This is a genomic window from Acidimicrobiales bacterium (genome assembly GCA_035531755.1).
GTDB lineage: Bacteria > Actinomycetota > Acidimicrobiia > Acidimicrobiales > UBA8190 > DATKSK01.
This window is the reverse complement of sequence record DATKSK010000036.1, coordinates 1-16,423: the sequence shown is the minus strand read 5'-3', so window position 1 is coordinate 16,423 and position 16,423 is coordinate 1. Positions and strand designations below refer to the sequence as shown.

11 protein-coding genes are annotated in these 16,423 nt (G+C 72.3%); 4 read left to right on the top strand and 7 right to left on the bottom strand.

The window, feature by feature from the left end:
• The 3 genes from VMV22_07630 to VMV22_07620 all read right to left on the bottom strand — a co-directional run bounded on the left by VMV22_07630 (window position 1) and on the right by VMV22_07620 (window position 3,369).
• A complete protein-coding gene (locus VMV22_07630; protein ID HUY22197.1) occupies window positions 1–744 on the bottom strand; it encodes a sugar phosphate nucleotidyltransferase in 744 nt (247 codons plus the stop codon).
• 148 nt (window positions 745–892) lie between these two features.
• The gene (locus VMV22_07625; GenBank protein ID HUY22196.1) at window positions 893–1,714 is read right to left on the bottom strand and encodes a serine hydrolase domain-containing protein; all 822 of its coding nucleotides are present in this window, start codon (window positions 1,712–1,714) and stop codon (window positions 893–895) included.
• Window positions 1,715–1,752: 38 nt separating this feature from the next.
• The gene (locus tag VMV22_07620) at window positions 1,753–3,369 is read right to left on the bottom strand and encodes an acyl-CoA synthetase (GenBank protein ID HUY22195.1); all 1,617 of its coding nucleotides are present in this window, start codon (window positions 3,367–3,369) and stop codon (window positions 1,753–1,755) included.
• Window positions 3,370–3,393: 24 nt separating this feature from the next.
• Here VMV22_07620 and VMV22_07615 point away from each other — a divergent pair, with 24 nt between their 5' ends.
• Entirely contained in the window at window positions 3,394–4,626 is a 1,233-nt protein-coding gene (locus VMV22_07615) for an acyl-CoA dehydrogenase family protein (GenBank protein HUY22194.1), read from the top strand.
• A gap of 91 nt (window positions 4,627–4,717) precedes the next feature.
• Here VMV22_07615 and VMV22_07610 read toward each other — a convergent pair whose 3' ends face one another.
• Window positions 4,718–5,515: an alpha/beta hydrolase gene (locus VMV22_07610; protein HUY22193.1), complete on the bottom strand. Its 798-nt coding sequence runs from the start codon at window positions 5,513–5,515 to the stop codon at window positions 4,718–4,720.
• 143 nt (window positions 5,516–5,658) lie between these two features.
• Between VMV22_07610 and VMV22_07605 the strand changes: the two genes are divergently transcribed.
• Complete coding sequence (locus VMV22_07605; GenBank protein HUY22192.1) at window positions 5,659–9,417, top strand: multifunctional oxoglutarate decarboxylase/oxoglutarate dehydrogenase thiamine pyrophosphate-binding subunit/dihydrolipoyllysine-residue succinyltransferase subunit; 3,759 nt, start codon at window positions 5,659–5,661, stop codon at window positions 9,415–9,417.
• A gap of 38 nt (window positions 9,418–9,455) precedes the next feature.
• Here VMV22_07605 and VMV22_07600 read toward each other — a convergent pair whose 3' ends face one another.
• The 3 genes from VMV22_07600 to VMV22_07590 form a co-directional block, all read right to left on the bottom strand.
• A complete protein-coding gene (locus tag VMV22_07600) occupies window positions 9,456–11,012 on the bottom strand; it encodes an amidohydrolase family protein (protein ID HUY22191.1) in 1,557 nt (518 codons plus the stop codon).
• Window positions 11,013–11,079: 67 nt separating this feature from the next.
• Complete coding sequence (locus tag VMV22_07595; GenBank protein ID HUY22190.1) at window positions 11,080–11,754, bottom strand: HAD-IA family hydrolase; 675 nt, start codon at window positions 11,752–11,754, stop codon at window positions 11,080–11,082.
• On the bottom strand, window positions 11,751–13,088 hold the full coding sequence (locus VMV22_07590) for a M20/M25/M40 family metallo-hydrolase (protein HUY22189.1): 1,338 nt from the start codon (window positions 13,086–13,088) through the stop codon (window positions 11,751–11,753). Before VMV22_07590 ends, VMV22_07595 begins: the two co-directional genes overlap by 4 nt.
• 229 nt (window positions 13,089–13,317) lie before the next feature.
• Between VMV22_07590 and VMV22_07585 the strand changes: the two genes are divergently transcribed.
• On the top strand, window positions 13,318–14,796 hold the full coding sequence (locus VMV22_07585; protein ID HUY22188.1) for a hypothetical protein: 1,479 nt from the start codon (window positions 13,318–13,320) through the stop codon (window positions 14,794–14,796).
• 721 nt (window positions 14,797–15,517) lie between these two features.
• The coding region (locus VMV22_07580; GenBank protein ID HUY22187.1) for a hypothetical protein at window positions 15,518–16,423 on the top strand (906 nt) is incomplete at its 3' end.

Here is a 16,423-nt window from a genome sequence, read left to right as displayed (position 1 = left end):
TCAGCCCTTGTTGGCGCCGTTCTCCCGCACGAAGTCGTTGACGGCGTAGTACGCGTCGATCGACTCGCCGGCGTCGCCCCAGAACCCCTCCAGGACGTCGTAGGCCATCGTGCCCTGGTCGACGAAGTAGTTGTTCACGTCGGTGATCTCGAGCTCGCCGCGGCCCGACGGCTCGAGCGTGGCGATGACGTCGAAGACGCCGGGGTCGTAGCAGTAGATGCCGGTGACGGCGTAGGTGCTCGGGGGGTCCTCGGGCTTTTCGATGATGCGCACGATGCGGCCCTCGGCGTCGAAGGCGGGGACCCCGAGGTGGCGCAGGTGGACGGGGTCGGCCTCCTCGGTGAGCACGATGCGCGCACCCCCGCCCTGCTGCGCGAAGTGCTCGACGGTGGGACGGAAGGTGCGCTCGACGATGTTGTCGCCCAGCATGACGAGCACCGAGTCGCCCGCCACGAACCGCTCGGCCAGACCCAGGGCCTCGGCGATCCCGCCCGGCCGGTCCTGGTAGGCGTAGCTGAGCCGGTCGATGCCGTGGTCGTGACCGTTGCCGAGCAGCCGCAGGAACTCTCCGGCGTGGGTGCCGCCGGTCACGAGCATCATCTCGTTGATGCCGGCCAGGACGAGCGCCTCGATGGCGTAGCTGATCATGGGGCGGTCGTAGATGGGCAGGAGGTGCTTGTTGGTGATCCGGGTCAGCGGGTGCAGCCGCGTCCCGCTCCCTCCCGCCAGGATCACGCCCTTCACGCCGGGCGAGCTTAGGTGATCCGGTCCGCGCGGGCCCCGACACGGGGCCACGGGGCAACGGGGCAACGGGGCCACCGACATCCGGGCCACGGGGCCGAGGTCCGCCGGAGGGGCCGCAGCCGAGGCCCGCCGGAGGGGAAGCCGCGGCCTACGGCCCCTGCCCGCCCTGCCCGCCCCAGTGCTCGAGCACGGCATCCGCCAGGGCGGGCCAGGCGTCCACGGCCCACGGGCCGAAGGGCCGGTCGCCCCGCGCGGCGCAGGCCACGCCCGCCACCGGGTCCACCCACAGGAAGCTGCCCGACTGGCCGAAGTGCCCGAACGTGGCGGCCGAGTTGCGCGCCCCGGTCCAGTGCCGGCGCTTGCCGTCACGGAGCTCGAAGCCGAGGCCCCAGTCGCAGGGGTCGAACCGCCCGAAGCCGGGGAGGACGCCCGCCAGGCCCGGGAAGGCCACGGTGGTGGCGGCGGCCAGGGTGCCCGGAGCCACCAGGCGCGGGGCGAGCAGCTCGCCGGCGAGCGTCAAGAGGTCGCGCAGCGGGCCGAGGGCGCCCGACGCCGGTGACGCCCCGGGGGCCAGCCGCGTCCCGGTCATCGCCAGGGGGAGGACCACGCCGGTGGTGAGGTAGTCGGTGAAGGGCATGCCCGAGTGCTGCGCCAGGGTGTCGGCGAGGATCTCGAACCCGATGTTGGAGTAGATGCGGCGCACGCCCGGCTCGGTGAGGGGGTGCGGCGAGTCGGGCCCGAGCCCCGAGGCGTGGGCCAGCAGGTGGCGAACGGTCGACCCCGGCGGGCCCGCGGGCTCATCGAGACCGAGCGAGCCCTCCTCCGTCGCCACCAGAGCGGCCACGGCCACGAGCAGCTTCGACACCGACGCCCACGGGAAGGCCCGGTCGAGGTCGCCCACGGTCTCGGCCACGGCCCCGTCGAGAAGCACCACGCCGGCGGCGGCGGCGTCAACCGGCCAGCCCGTCACGGCACCGAGGGCTCCGGGCTCGCGCCCGGGGGCACCGCTCAGACGGGCGTCGTCGCCCACTCGGTCGTTTCGGCCCGGTGGCGGGCGTAGTCCACCTTGCCGGCGGGCGACCGGCCGATGGTGTCGATGAAGCGCACCCGCCTGGGCGCCTTGTAGGCGGCCAGGTGCCCCCGGACGTGGTCGACGAGCTCGCGCTCGGTCGCCTCGGCGCCGGGGCGGAGCTCCACCACCGCCGCCACCGCCTGCCCGAAGCGGTCGTCGGGGATGCCCACGGCCACCGCGTCGCGCACCGTCGGGTGCCGCTTGAGCACCTCCTCGACCTCTTCGGGGAACACCTTCTCCCCGCCGGTGTTGATCACGACCGAGCCGCGGCCGAGGAGCTGGATGGCGCCGTCGGCGTCGACGGTGGCGAAGTCGCCGGGCACCGAGTACCGCACCCCGTCGATGACCTTGAACGTGCTCGCCGACTTGTCGGCGTCCTTGTAGTAGCCGAGCGGGTTGCGGCCACCGAGGGCGAGCACGCCCACCTCGCCGGACCCGGGGGTCACGTCCTTGCCCGACTCCGGGTCGAGCACGCGCACGTCGGGGCTCAGCGTGAATCGGGCCGTGTGCTCGGCGGCCGTCCCGCTCGACACCGACGACCCCATGCCCAGTGCCTCCGACGACGAGAAGGCGTCGATGAGCATCAGGGTGGGGTGGTGCGTGAGCAGCCCCCGCTTGGTCTCCTCGCTCCACATGACGCCCGACGACACGAAGGCGAGCAGCGTCGACAGGCGCCAGCGGCCCGGGTGCTCGTCGAGGGCGGCGAGGATCGGCTTGGCGAAGGCGTCGCCCACGATGGCCACCGTGTTGACGTTGTCCCGGTCGATGGTGTCGAGCAGCTCGGTGGGTTCGAAGCGGCGGCCGGTGAGCGTGACGACGCACCCGGCGATGGTCATGGCGGCCATGGACGTGAACCCGCCGGTGCCGTGCATGAGCGGGCAGGCGGGGAGGTGGACGGGCCCCGCGCCGACGATCGCCTTGCGCACCCCCTCGAGCCCCCCGTCCTCGGGCACGCGCAGGAAGTTCCCGGCGTTGAGCCGGCAGAACAGGTCGTCCTGACGCCACATCACGCCCTTGGGCATGCCGGTCGTCCCCCCGGTGTAGAGGAGGTAGAGGTCGTCGCCCGACCGCCCCCACGGAGGCGCCGACCGGTCGGCGCCGCTCGTCGCCGCCGCTTCGTAGGGCGTCGCCCACGAGGGGCACTCGCCCGAGCCGTCGTCGACCCACAGCCACGAGCGGACGGTGGGCACGCGCGAACGGATGCCGGTGATGCGCTCGACAAAAGCACCGTGGAAGATGACCGCCACGGCGTCGGCGTTGTCCCACAGGTAGACGAGCTCGTCGTCGGTGTAGCGGTAGTTCGTGTTCACGGGGACGAGGCCCGCTTTCAAGATGCCGAAGGTCGACTCCAGGTACTCGGGGCCGTTGTAGAGGTAGTGCGCCACCTTGTCCTGGTGGGCCACCCCCGACTCGAGCAGAGCCCGGGCCACGCCGTTGGCGCGGCCCTCGGTCTCCCCCCAGGTCAGGCGCCGCTCACCGTGGATGAACGCCGGCGCGTCCGGCACGGTGTCGGCGACGGTCTCCCAGACGTCGGCGAAGTTCCAGTCGGTCACGGCGGCAGCCTACGCTGCATCGCCGTGGACCTCGCCCTTCCCGGAGACGACCATCCCGCCCGCGCCGAGTTCCGGGCCTGGCTGGCCGAGCACCCCGATCCGAGCCCGCGCCGGCTCGCCGAGGCCGGCTACGTGGCCCCGCACTGGCCGCGCCCGTGGGGCCTCGACGCCGACCCCGTGGCGCAGCTGGTCATCGACGACGAGCTGCGGCGCGCCGGCGTGCGCCGGCCGTTCAACCAGATCGGCATCGGGTGGGCGGGGCCCACGCTCGTGCACGCCGGCACCGACGCCCAGAAGCAGCGCTACCTCCTGCCCCTCCTGGCGGGCGAGGAGATCTGGTGCCAGCTGTTCTCCGAGCCGGGGGCGGGATCGGACCTGGCGGGGCTGTCCACCCGAGCCGTGCGCGACGGCGACGAATGGGTCGTGAGCGGTCAGAAGGTGTGGACCAGCTACGCGCATGTCTCAGCGCTCGGGATCCTGCTCGCCCGCACGGACCCCGACGTCCCGAAGCACCGTGGCATCTCCTACTTCGTGTGCCCCATGGACGCACCGGGGGTGACGGTCCGTCCCATCGTCGACATGACCGGCGACCACGCCTTCAACGAGGTGTTCCTCGACGAGGTGCGCCTGCCGCCCGAGAACCTCGTGGGCGAGGTCAACGGGGGTTGGGCCCTCGCCAAGGTGACGCTCGGCAACGAGCGCGTGTCGCTGTCGGGCGAGGGGGCGTTGTGGGGACAGGGGCCCACGGCCGCCGAGCTGGTCGACCTCGCCCGCCGGTCCGGGGGCGTTCCCGATGCCGTGATGCGCCAGCGCCTCGTCCAGGTGTGGGCGGAAGGGGAGGTGCTGCGGCTCATCCGGCTGCGGACGGTGAGCGCGGCGCTGTCGGGCCGCGAGCCGGGGCCCGAGGCATCGGTGCGCAAAGCGCTCGCCGACGACCACGGCCAGCACGTCATGGAGCTGGCCAAGGGACTCGCCGGGATGCACGGGCAGCTGGCGGACGGCGGTCCGGCCGAAGGGCTCGCGCAGCTGCGCCGGGCACCGGGGGCCACGCAACCCGGGGCAGACGAGACGGGCGAGGCGTCGGGCTGGCCGTCGTCGGCGTGGGCCAAGGGCTATCTGTTCTCTCGGGCGCTCACCATCGGCGGCGGGACGTCGGAGGTGCAGCGCAACATCATCGCCGAGCGCGTCCTCGGGCTGCCCCACGACGTCGACGTCGAGGGCGACCGGTCGTGGGCCCAGTCGCGCGTCCCCGCCTGACGCCTCCCCCCGCCTGACGCGCCGCGTCGCCCCCCACCGCACGCGCCGCCGCCCCCTCCGGGCACACAGGTCGGCGTCGAGGCGACCGCGCCTACCTGGCCGGCGGGATGCCGGCCCGCTCCACCACCCGCCGCACGAAGGCGGCGAAGGCGTCGGGATGGCTCAGCGGGGCGCCGTGTGCCGACCCCGGGATCTCCACGACGTCGGCGTCGGGCACGAGCTCGACGAGCGCGTCGATCGCCCGCCGGTGGTGCGGCACCGACCGGCCGCCTCGCCCGAGCACGAGCGGAGCGTGCAGGCGAGAGAGGTCGAGCGGGGACCGGTGGCGACGGAGGTCGGCGAGCTCGGCGACCAGCGCGGGGCCGTCGGCCCGCCGGGCGGCGCGGGCCTGGTCGGTCAGCCGGTCCCAGCCGGCGTCGCCCACCACGCGCCGGAAGAAGCCTTCCGCGAAGGTGGCGGGGTCCTCGCCGGTGATGCTCGAGGCGGTGCGCCGGGGCCACCACGGCATCCAGGGCAGGGGCGGCTCGAAGGCGCCGACGGCGCGCACGGCGTCAGGGGCCTCGAGGGCGGCACCGATGGCGACGTCGCCGCCGTAGGAGTGGCCCACCACCACGGCCGGCCCGTCGCCCACCAGCGCCACGAGGTCGGCGACGTGCGCCGCCAGGGACCGGGCCAGGGGCATGGCCCGCGAATGGTGGTAGCCGCGCCGGTCGTAGGTGACGACGTGGATGCCCTCCAGTCGGCGCACGACGCGGGCGAAGCTGGCACCGCGGTCGAGCGAGCCGTGCACCAGGACCACCGTCGGCAGCCCGGCGGCGTGGGCGTCGAGGCCGTGCTCGACCACATGGAGGCCCCCGGGCGCGGTCCCCGTCACCGGGGCCGCCGCCACCCGGACCGCTCGGTTCGCTCCGCGAGCGGCGTGATCACCGCTCCAGGGGTCGAGCCGACGCCCGTGACGCCGTCGCGCACGGTCGCGAAGGCTACAGCGCCACCGGGGGTTGGCTGCGAGGGGTCCCGGTAGGATCGACATGGATGTCCGAAGACCAGGTCAGCGTCACGAGCCCCGCCGCCGGAGGTGCCTTCGGCCCCAACGCCTGGCTGGTCGACGACATGTACGAGCAGTACCGCAGCGACCCGTCGTCGGTGAGCGAGAGCTGGCGGGAGTTCTTCGCCGACTACGTGCCGGTGGGGGGTGCCACGCTGGCGGCGACCGCACCGGCTCCGGCGCACCCGACGTCGGCGGCCCCGGCCCCGGCGGCACCGGCCCCGGCTGCACCGGCCCCGGCGGCGTCCCCGCCGACGACGGCGCCGACAGGCCAGGCGCCGGCGGCCGCTCCCGGGCCTCGCACCGACGACGGTCACGCCACTTCTGCGTTGCGTGGGGCGGCGGCCCGCATCGCCAAGAACATGGAGGCGTCGCTGTCGGTCCCCACCGCCACGAGCGTGCGCACCGTCCCCGCCAAGCTCCTCGAGGTCAACCGGGCCGTGCTCAACCGGCATCTGGCGCGCACGTCCGGGGGGAAGGTGAGCTTCACGCACCTGATCGGCTTCGCCGTCGTCCGCGGGCTCGAGGCGGTGCCCACGCTCAACGCCGGGTTCGTCCCCGATGCCGACGGCAAGGGCACACCGGGCGTGGCGCGCCACGACCACGTGGGCCTCGGGCTGGCGGTGGACGTGGCCAAGTCGGACGGGACGCGCACGCTGATGGTCCCCGTCGTGCGCGGTGCCGAGGTGCTCGACTTCCGGGGCTTCGTCATGGCCTACGAGGACCTCGTGCGCAAGGTCCATACCGCCAAGGCGAGCCCCGACGACTTCGCCGGGGCCACGGTCACCCTCACCAACCCGGGAACCCTCGGGACGGTGCAATCGGTGCCGAGGCTGATGCCCGGCCAGGGCGCCATCGTCGGGGTCGGGGCCCTCGGGTACCCCGCCGAGTACCAGGCGGCGGACCCGCGCAGCCTGGCCGAGCTCGGTGTGGGCCCGGTGGTCACGCTGACGTCGACCTACGACCACCGCATCATCCAGGGGGCGGAATCCGGGCTCTTCCTGGCGTACGTGGCCGACTGCCTCACCGGCGGGCACGGCTTCTACGAGTCGGTGTTCTCGGCCATGGACGTGCCCTACGAGCCGGTGCGCTGGCAGCCCGACGTCAACGCCGGGGACGGTGAGTACCGGCGTCTGGTGAAGCAGGTCCACGTCCAGAGCCTCATCAACATGTACCGGGTGCGCGGGCACCTCATCGCCGACCTCGACCCACTGTCCGCCGAGGCCCGGCCCCTGCACCCCGAGCTGGACCCCACCACCTACGGGCTCACCCTGTGGGACCTCGACCGCGAGTTCGTGGTCGACGGGCTGGCCGGGCGGGACACCCTCACCCTCGGCGAGGCGCTCGACATCCTGCGCGATGCCTATTGCCGCACGCTCGGCGTCGAGTACATGCACATCCAGGATCCCGAGGAGAAGCAGTGGATCCAGCAGCACCTCGAGGGCGTCCCCGCCTCCCTCGACCCTGCCGAGCAGCGCCACGTCCTCGACCGGCTCAACGCCGCCGAAGCCTTCGAGCGGTTCCTCCACACGCGCTACGTGGGGCAGAAGCGGTTCGGGTTGGAGGGCGCCGAGTCCACCATCGTCCTGCTCGACACCGTCCTCGACGAGGCAGCCGAGGCGGGCCTGAGCGAGGCGGTGCTGGGCATGGCCCACCGGGGACGGCTGAACGTCCTGGTCAACATCGTGGGCAAGTCGTACGGGGAGATCTTCCGCGAATTCGAGGGCGACCTCGATCCCAATTCGGTCCAGGGAACGGGCGACGTGAAGTACCACAAGGGGGCCACGGGCAAGTTCGTGGGGCGGTCGAGCGCCGAGATCCCCGTGACGCTGGCATCCAACCCGTCGCACCTCGAGGCCGTCGACCCCGTGGTCGAGGGCATGGCCCGGGCCAAGCAGGACATGCTCGGTGGAGACCGGTGCTTCGACGTGCTGTCGGTGCTGGTCCACGGCGACGCCGCCTTCGCGGGCCAGGGGGTGGTCGCCGAGACGCTCGAGCTGTCGCAGCTCACCGGGTACCGCACCGGCGGCACCGTCCACGTCGTCGTGAACAACCAGCTGGGGTTCACCACCGCTCCGGAGTCGGCGCGGTCGTCGGTGTACCCGACCGACGTGGCCAAGATGGTGCAGGCCCCCGTGTTCCACGTGAACGGCGACGACCCCGAGGCCTGCATGCGCGCCGCGCGGCTGGCGTTCGGCTTCCGGCAGGCGTTCCACAAGGATGTCGTCATCGACATCGTGTGCTACCGGCGCCACGGGCACAACGAAGGTGACGACCCCAGCTACACCCAGCCGCGCATGTACGCCATCATCGAAGGCACCCGTTCGGTGCGCAAGCTCTACACCGAGTCGCTGGTGCGCCGGGGCGACATCACGCTCGACGAGGCCGAGCGGGCGCTCGAGGACTTCCAGACCCGGCTGCAGGTGGCGCTCGACGAGACCCGCCAGGCCGCACCCCCGCACCCCACGGCGCTGCCGACGCCCGCCGCACCCGTCGAGCCCCCGGCCGCGGTGCCGACGGGGGTCGCCCGCGACGAGCTCGAGCGCCTGGTGGCCGCGGCCACGGCGGTGCCCGAGGGGTTCACGGTGCATCCCAAGCTGCTGCGCCAATTCGGGCAACGGGCCCAGATGGTGGCCGGCGGCGAGGTCGACTGGGCCCTCGGCGAGGCGCTGGCCCTGGGCTCCATCCTCCTCGAGGGCACCGACGTCCGGCTGTCGGGCCAGGACACGCGGCGGGGGACCTTCAGCCAGCGCCACGCCGTGCTCGTCGACTACCACACCGGGGAGGAGCGCGTCCCCCTGGCGCACCTGCCGGGGGAGGGGATCGGGCACTTCGGGGTCTACGACTCGCTGCTGTCGGAGTACGCCGCCGTGGGGTTCGAGTACGGCTACTCCGTGGCGTCCCCCGAGGCGCTGGTGGCATGGGAGGCGCAGTTCGGCGATTTCGCCAACGGGGCGCAGATCATCATCGACAACTTCTTCGTCGCCGCCGAGGACAAGTGGGCACAACGGTCGGGCCTCGTGCTGTTGCTCCCGCACGGGTACGAGGGCCAGGGCCCGGAACACTCCTCGGCGCGCATCGAGCGCTTCCTCACCCTGTGCGCGCGCGACAACATGCGCCTGACCCAGCCCACCACCGCGGCGCAGTACTTCCATCTGCTGCGCTCCCAGGTGCGGGGCATCGGCCACCGGCCGCTGGTCGTGTTCACGCCCAAGTCGCTGCTCCGGGCCCGCGCCTCGCGCTCGGCCATGGACGATCTCACGGTGGGCTCGTTCGCCGAGGTCGTCGACGACCCGGCCGCGACCGGTGGCCGGGGTGCTCCGGCGGTGGCGCGACCGGTCGAGCCCGGTGCGGTGCGGCGGGTCCTGCTGTGCTCGGGCAAGGTGGCCTTCGACGCCATGGCCCGCCGCGAGGCGCTGACCGGTGGCGAGGCGGGGCTCCCTGTCCCCGGCGTGGACCCCGCGGCCGTCGCCGTCGTGCGCGTCGAGCAGCTCTTTCCCTGGCCCGAGCGGGAGCTGGCCGCGGTGATGGACCGGTACCCGGCCGCGAACGAGGTTGTCTGGGTGCAGGAGGAGCCTGAGAACATGGGGGCGTGGTCGTTCGTCCACGGGCGACTGCACCGGCTCCTGCGGGAGCGCTTCGTCCTGACCCATGTCAGCCGGGCGGAGTCGGCGAGCCCGGCCACGGGGAGCGCGGCACTGCACCACCTGGAGCAGGAGGACATCCTCGTCCGCGCCTTCGCCTGACGCCGGCAGCGGGTGCCGACGCGCCGATCGGCGGTCCCTTACGTGGGCACCCACTTCGTGGTGGGTGAGGCCAGCCAGCCCAGGACGTCCCGACGGGTGGTCGGCCCCCGGGGAGTCCATGCCGAGGGGATGGCGCCGTCGCCGCGCAACTGGGCGGACTCCTCGACGTTCGCCGTCAGGGGGTCGGTCGTGAGCCCGCAACGGGTCGCGGTGGGGTCGACGCCGAAGAGGCGGGCCGCGTTCAGCCCGAAGACACCGGCCTTCACCTCGTCCGTCAGCGCCGGGTAGTGGTAGCGGTCCTGGAACTCGGCGCTGATCCGGAAGGCGCGCATGGCCATGATCTGTGGTTGCGGGCTGCCGTACCAGATCGCGTCGGTCCCCCACATGACCCGGCCCGTACCGACACGGCGCAACAGCTTCCCCAGTGCGTGCGCGGCCTGGTCGGGCTGGGTCAGGAGCTGGCGCCACATCGTCGCGGTGTCCACCCAGATGTTGTCGTCGGGCGGCACGTTGTGGCGATCGAGTGCGGCGAGCAGGCTGTCGATGCCGACGGGCGCGATGGCGTCGTATGGCCCCTCGACGTGGGACGGCTCCCAGGCGGCGTGGTACACGACGAAGTCCATGTCGGGAAACTGGCGTGAGACAGCCACGATGTCGTCGGGGTGGTTGAAGGCAGGGTCGAAGTTCACGAGGGGGAGCCCCTTGTGGGCGACGAAGACCTTCACGCCCAGATCGTGGGCGTGCTGGACGGTGGGTAGGCCGATAGACGGGTCCTCCAAGGAGAATCCGCGGGCGGTGGGACTCCAGGCCGTGTACACCTTGAACGCGGCAGGAGGGCCTGCCTGCACGGCACCCGACATCTCGTCGAGCGTGGCGCCCAGGGGGCCGACGTTGGGGGCGATGACGTTCTGCACCAGGAGGCGGCTCGCGCCCCCGCCGGTGAAGCCGGCGGTGATCCGTTGGGTGCCCAGCGCATCGGGGAACGGCACGGGTGCCGTCGCGTCGCCCGAGTTGGGGACGTCGCTCAACATCGCCACGGTCGTGTCGCTCGACAGGAAGAGGTCGTGCAGGTACGTCGCCCGGTCGACGCAATCGAGCCGGGGGTTGTCGGTGCACCCGGGCGGAAGCATCCCCAGGATCAGGCCGACCGTCTCGGGCGCGTTCTGGACCCACGGGCCGCTCGGGATGACGTGATGGGTGTGTACGTCGAAGATGAACTCGTCGCCGGCCGCCAGCGCCTCCTGGCATGCGGCGGTGTCGGCGGGGCTCGGAACGGCGAAGGTGCCGCCCGTGCCGCCCGTGGTCCTCCCTGACGAACGCGTCGGCCCAGGGCCTGAGCAACCCGTCAGCTCGAAGGCGGCCAGTGACGCGGCCACCGCGCCCGCACCCTGCAGGAAGCGGCGACGGTCGACGTTGAGCCGACGGGCCGATTCGTCGATCGCCGAACGGATGAGATCGTCGACGGCCCGATCTCGGGGGCCCGCAGCCGATGGGATGAACTCGCCGTTGGAGACCGGACCGGCTGGCAGTGGCAGCGGACCGGGCATCGCGTCCGCCGCCCGCCTCCTGCGCGAGAACCGGTCGACGACACCCACGCCGGGTGAGGCTATGCCCGATCGGGGTGCGGAGTCGTGCAGGTCAGCATCGCCATACCCTGCGTCGTCACCGCCGTGGCCGCGAATGTCGGCGCAGGGGGATGCCGACGAGGCCTTCGAGCTCCACGATCGCACGCTCGGTGTCGGTGACCTTGATGGTGGCCATGCCGAGCGCCCGGGCGGGCTTCAGGTTGACGCCGAGGTCGTCGAGGAACACCGCCTCGCCGGGCTCGATGTCCAGCAGCTCGCACGCCAACAGGTAGAAGCGCTCATCGGGCTTCCTCACCCCGACGACCGAGGATTCGACGATCACGTCGAACATGGCGAGCACCTCGGCGAATCGCGCCGGGCGCGACGCGGCCAGGGGCGTCACGAAGTTGTTGGTGAGGAGTCCCGTCGTGAAGTGGCGCCGGCACCGGTCGACCGCTTCCACCATCTCGGGGCGCAGGGCCCCTGTGAACATGGCGAAGAGCTCGCGGGCGTCGATGCGGCCACCGGCGAGCTCGGCCTCGGCTTCGAACGCGTCGCAGAACTCGTCGAACTGGACCTCGTTGCGCTCGAGGCGGGCCCATGCGTTGTCCAGGTGGTTGGTGGTGTTCACCTGCCGGATGAACCCGACCGGCAGGCCGTGCTCCCGCTCGTAACGCTCGAAGGCATCGAACGGGCTGTCGGTGATGACGCCGCCGAAGTCGAACAGCACGGCGGTGACGGGCGCCGGCGCGGGTGCGCCCGACGCGCTCACCGCAGGGATTCCCGGACCAGCCCGTCCCACAGCTTCGCGGACAGGCCCAGCGAGGCCACGTCGACCCGCTCGTCGACGCCGTGGAACATCGCCGCGTACTGCTCGAAGGAGAGGTGCTCGCTGAACAGGCCGAACCCGTAGGCAACCGTGCCCATCCGCCGGAAGAAGCGGGCGTCGGTGGCGCCCACGGTGAGGAACGGCACGCAGCGCGCATCGGGGTACGACTGGCGCGCCACGCGTTCGAGGGCGTCCCACAGCGGGGTGTCGGTGGGCGATGTGGTGGAGACGTCCATGGCGTGCCAGGTCAGCTCGACATCGTCGGCGAGGTCGCCGAGCGCGTCGTGGAGCATGGCTTCGACCCGCTCCTGCCCCCACCCCGGGAGCGTCCGGATGTCGACCTGCAGGCTGACGCGGTCGGGGATGACGTTCACCTTGGTCCCGGCCTGCATGACCGTGGGGGCCATGGTGGTGTGGGTGCAGGCGTGGGCCTGGCGGGCGAGGCCCAGAGCCGGCAGCGTCTCACAGAACTCGCCGATCCGGTCGGGGTCGAGCAGGGGCCCCGAGAATTCGGCGGGGAGGCCGATGCCCTCCACGAAGCGGCGCCAGGCGTCGTGGATGTCGGCGGGCGTCTCGTGCGCGGCGAGCCGTCGCACCACCTCGGCCGCCTTTACCAGCGCGTTGTCGGTCCGCAGCGGCTGCGACGCGTGCCCGGGGGTGCCCCGCACGGTGATGGTGCACCAGAACGCGCCCTTCTCCCCGGTGATGACCGGGAGGCGGACGCCGTCGGGGCTGGCCATGGGGAACCCACCGGCCTCGGTGATGAGGTAGTCGGCTCGCACGTCGTCGGGGACGCGCTCGGTGAGCCACTGGGCGCCGTGGCTCCCCAGGGCCTCCTCGTCGGCCACTCCGATGAAGACGAGGTCACCGTCGGGCCGGAAGCCCTCGTCGGCGACGTGGCGGACCGCCACCGCCATGGAGGCGGTCAGGTTCAGCATGTCCACCGCGCCGCGGCCCCACACCTCGCCGTCGATGATCTCGCCGCCGAACGGGTCGTGGCTCCAGTCTTCGGGGTTCGCCGGGACCACGTCGGTGTGGCCGAGCAGGGCGAGGGTCGGGGCGTTGCGGTCCCTGCCTTCGATCCGCGCCACCACGGAGGTGCGGCCGGCGAGCGGCTCGTAGACCTCCATGTCGAGCCCGCGGCCTTCGAGGAGGCTGCGCAGGACGTCGGCGTTGCGCTGCTCGTGCCCTGACGTCGGCGTGCCGTCGTTGACACAGGCGTTGCGGATCATCGTCTGCAGGAGCTCTGCGACTTCTCCTGCCAGGTCGCCGGCCATGGTCCGCATCCTATGGGCGGCAGGCGTGGCAGGGACGGGGTGGCCCGACCGCGGCCACCGCCGGTGCGGTCGGGCCCGAAGTGTCGAGGCGGTCGAGCTCGAAGAGGTCGAGGCGGCCGAGCCGTGACGGTCCGGCAGGGTCGGGCCGGTGATCGTCGAGCCGGTCGGGTCGGTCGGGCCGGCGAGGGTCGGACCGATCGACCCCGCGGGATGGTTGACTGGGACCCGCATGGACCACGAATACGTCGTCGTCGACGGATCGAATATCGCCACCGAGGGCAGGTCCGTGCCCAGTCTCGAGCAACTCGACCAGGCGGTCCGGCAGTTCCAGGCGGAATTCCCGGGTAGCGAGATGATCGTCGTGGTGGACGCCACGTTCGGCCACCGGATCGACCCGGCCGAGCGCAAGGCGTTCGACGAGGCCGTGGCCCATGCCGAGCTGGTGTCCCCGCCGGCCGGGGCGGTGGGACGGGGAGACGCCTTCCTCCTCCGGGTCGCCGAGCGGGTCGGCGGACAGGTGCTCTCCAACGACTCCTTCCAGGAATTCCACGCCGAGCACCCATGGCTCTTCGACGAAGGCCGCCTCATCGGCGGGAAGCCGGTCCCCGGTGCCGGGTGGATCTTCACGCCGCGGAGCCCGGTGCGCGGGGCGCGAAGCCGCGCCTCGCTGGCAGCGGGGTCGACCAAGGCCGCCAAAGCCACCAGGGAGCCGAGGGCGGCGAAGGCCGCAACGGCGGGCAGGGCCACCCGGTCGTCGACGGCGACCGACGCGGTCACCTCGGTCATGGCCGAGGTGACCGACGAACTGACGTCGGGCGAAGGGACCGCGCCGAAGAGGAGGTCGCGCAGGTCCTCCAAGGCCGGCGCGGCCACCGTGGTAGAGGCAGGCGAGACTCCCGGTGCCGAGCCACCCGCGAAGGCGGGCAAGGCGGCCAAGACCGAGCGGGCTGCCAAGACCGAGAAGGCTGCCAAGACCGAGAAGGCGGCCAAGACCGAGAAGGCTGCCAAGACCGAGAAGTCGGGTAGGGCTGCCAAGACCGAGAAGGCGGCCAAGACCGAGAAGTCGGGTAGGGCGGCCGGAAGTGAGAAGGCGGGTAGGGCTGCCGAGAGCGACAAGGTGGCCACGGCCGGCACGGCCGGCCGGTCGGCCCGAGGCAAGAAGGCCGGGAGCACGGCGGGCGCTGGGGGCGCCAGGTCCGGCACCGCCGGGGGGAGCGAGGTCGAGATATCCGCGGACGCCGTTGGCGGCGAGCCCGGCCAGCCGGCCACCCGGGGTCGACGACGCCGCGGACGGCGCGCATCGGGCCCGGACGTACGGGCCGCCATCGACGTGGCCACGACCGAGGCGATCGCCCCGCCCCACCCTGGCGGTTCCACACCCGGCGCAACCCCGACCCGTCGGCGCGCCGAGCCGCCGCCCGCCGTCAACGACCCACTCACCTTCCTGACGTTCGTCACCGAGCATCCGGTCGGCTCGACGGTGGAGGGGACGGTGTCGTCGTTCGTGTCGCACGGCGCCATGGTCGATGTCGACGCGATGCTGTGTTATGTCCCGCTCGCGGGTTTGGGGACGCCCCCGCCGCGCGGTGCCCGCGAGGTGATCGAGCGAGGCGAGCGCCGGGAGTTCGTCCTGGTGGCGCTGGACCCGCCGCGCCGGGGTGCCGAGCTCGCCCTGCCCGAGGTGGCGGCGCGGCGCATCTCGGGCTGACGGCGCATCTCGGGCTGACGGCGCGCTCGTCCCGCTGACTGGGCGTCAACTCGGGCATCGCGTCTGCCGGATTCCCCTCTGTTACCACAATACGTGGTCGTAGATCTCAAGCTACGCCACTCATAGTGCCGACTTATGGGGACGTAGACGGCAGCAAAACACAAGCCTCCGGCTGAGGACACTCGTCACCGACGGCGTCCGAGTGCCGGAGGGTTCCGACAGCGGATCACGAGGGACTCGCCATGCAACTGAAGCAAACGCTCGGTCGGTTCGGTCTCCACCTGCCTCGGCACGGGGGCGGCAAGGGGGTCCTGATCATGGAGGCGCCTCGGACCGGTAGCGCCGAATCCTGGAAGCACTCCCAGGCGCGCTACAGCACGTCCGACTACGACGATCCCTGGCCCACGCGAGCCTAGGTACCGACCCGGCCGCTCGCGGCAGCGGCGGCGTCGAGGTCCTGGAACCGGGGAGTCGGCCACTTCAACGACGCGGCCGTCAAGTTCGACCCCGAAGGTGTCGATCTTCGCAAGGTGGCGAGAACGGGTCGCGGTCGATGAACGTCGGTGCTCCAGGGCGGACGCGCCAGGCGCGCTCAGCTCCACGCAGACGGTGCGGCGGGCACACGCCGGGGACCACCGGACCGCGACTGGTGTCGTCGTCGTGCCCGTGGGCGCGCGGGCAGGCTCCCCGGGCGACGGCCGGGGAGCAGGGAGGACGAGGTATGGCACGGGGGGGTCGACAGTCCGAGCGTGGAGACGACGGCTTCGGGCTCGTCGAGGTCATGCTGTCGCTGTCGGTGCTCCTCATCGTCCTGGTGTCGAGCAGTTACCTCGTCGACACCACGGTCAAGCAGGCGGCGATCAACCGGGAGAAGGTGGCCGCCGCCGAGCTGGCCGAGAAGTACCTGGAGACGACGGCGAACTCGACGCTGTCCTCGCTGCAGGCCAATATCTCCAAGGACGTCCTGCTCACGGCGACGCCGGTCACGATCGGCGGCGTCGGGTACTCGGTGTGGTCACACCTCGAGTGGGCGGCGACAGGGACCCAGCCCAGCCTGTGCACCTCGGGGAACCCGCCCCAGGTGGTCCGGGCCACCATGACGGTGAAGTGGGGGAACGGCCAGTCCCTGGGCGAGACGACCGTGATCAACCCTCCCTACGGAGCGCTCGTCCCCGGCGACGGCTTCCTCTCGGTTCAGATCCAGGGCGCGTCGGCACCGAAGGCGCCGGCCGACACGGCCAACCTCGTCAGGGTGGCGGTGAACGTCACGCCGAACGGCGGGAGCACGACCACCTATAACCCCGACCAGTACGGCTGTGTCTACCTCCAGGAGCCGGTCGGCACGTACACGGTCAGCCTGGCGAGCCCGAGCGGCGGCCCCGCCTTCATCGACTGGCAGGAGCTCGCCGCGCCCAGCCAGTCGTCGATCTCGGTCGTGACCGCCGGGTTGCCCACCTTCGTCCCCGCGTTCCACTACGACGAGTCCGGTACGGTCGCCCTCGGCCCTGCGGCGGGGCCCCCGGTGGCATCGGGCATGCCCGTCTCCATCAGCAACGGCGGCAACCTGCAGCCCTCGGGGTCGGTGGTCCTCGTAGCCCCGGGCAGCAGCACCATGTCGGCGCAGCTC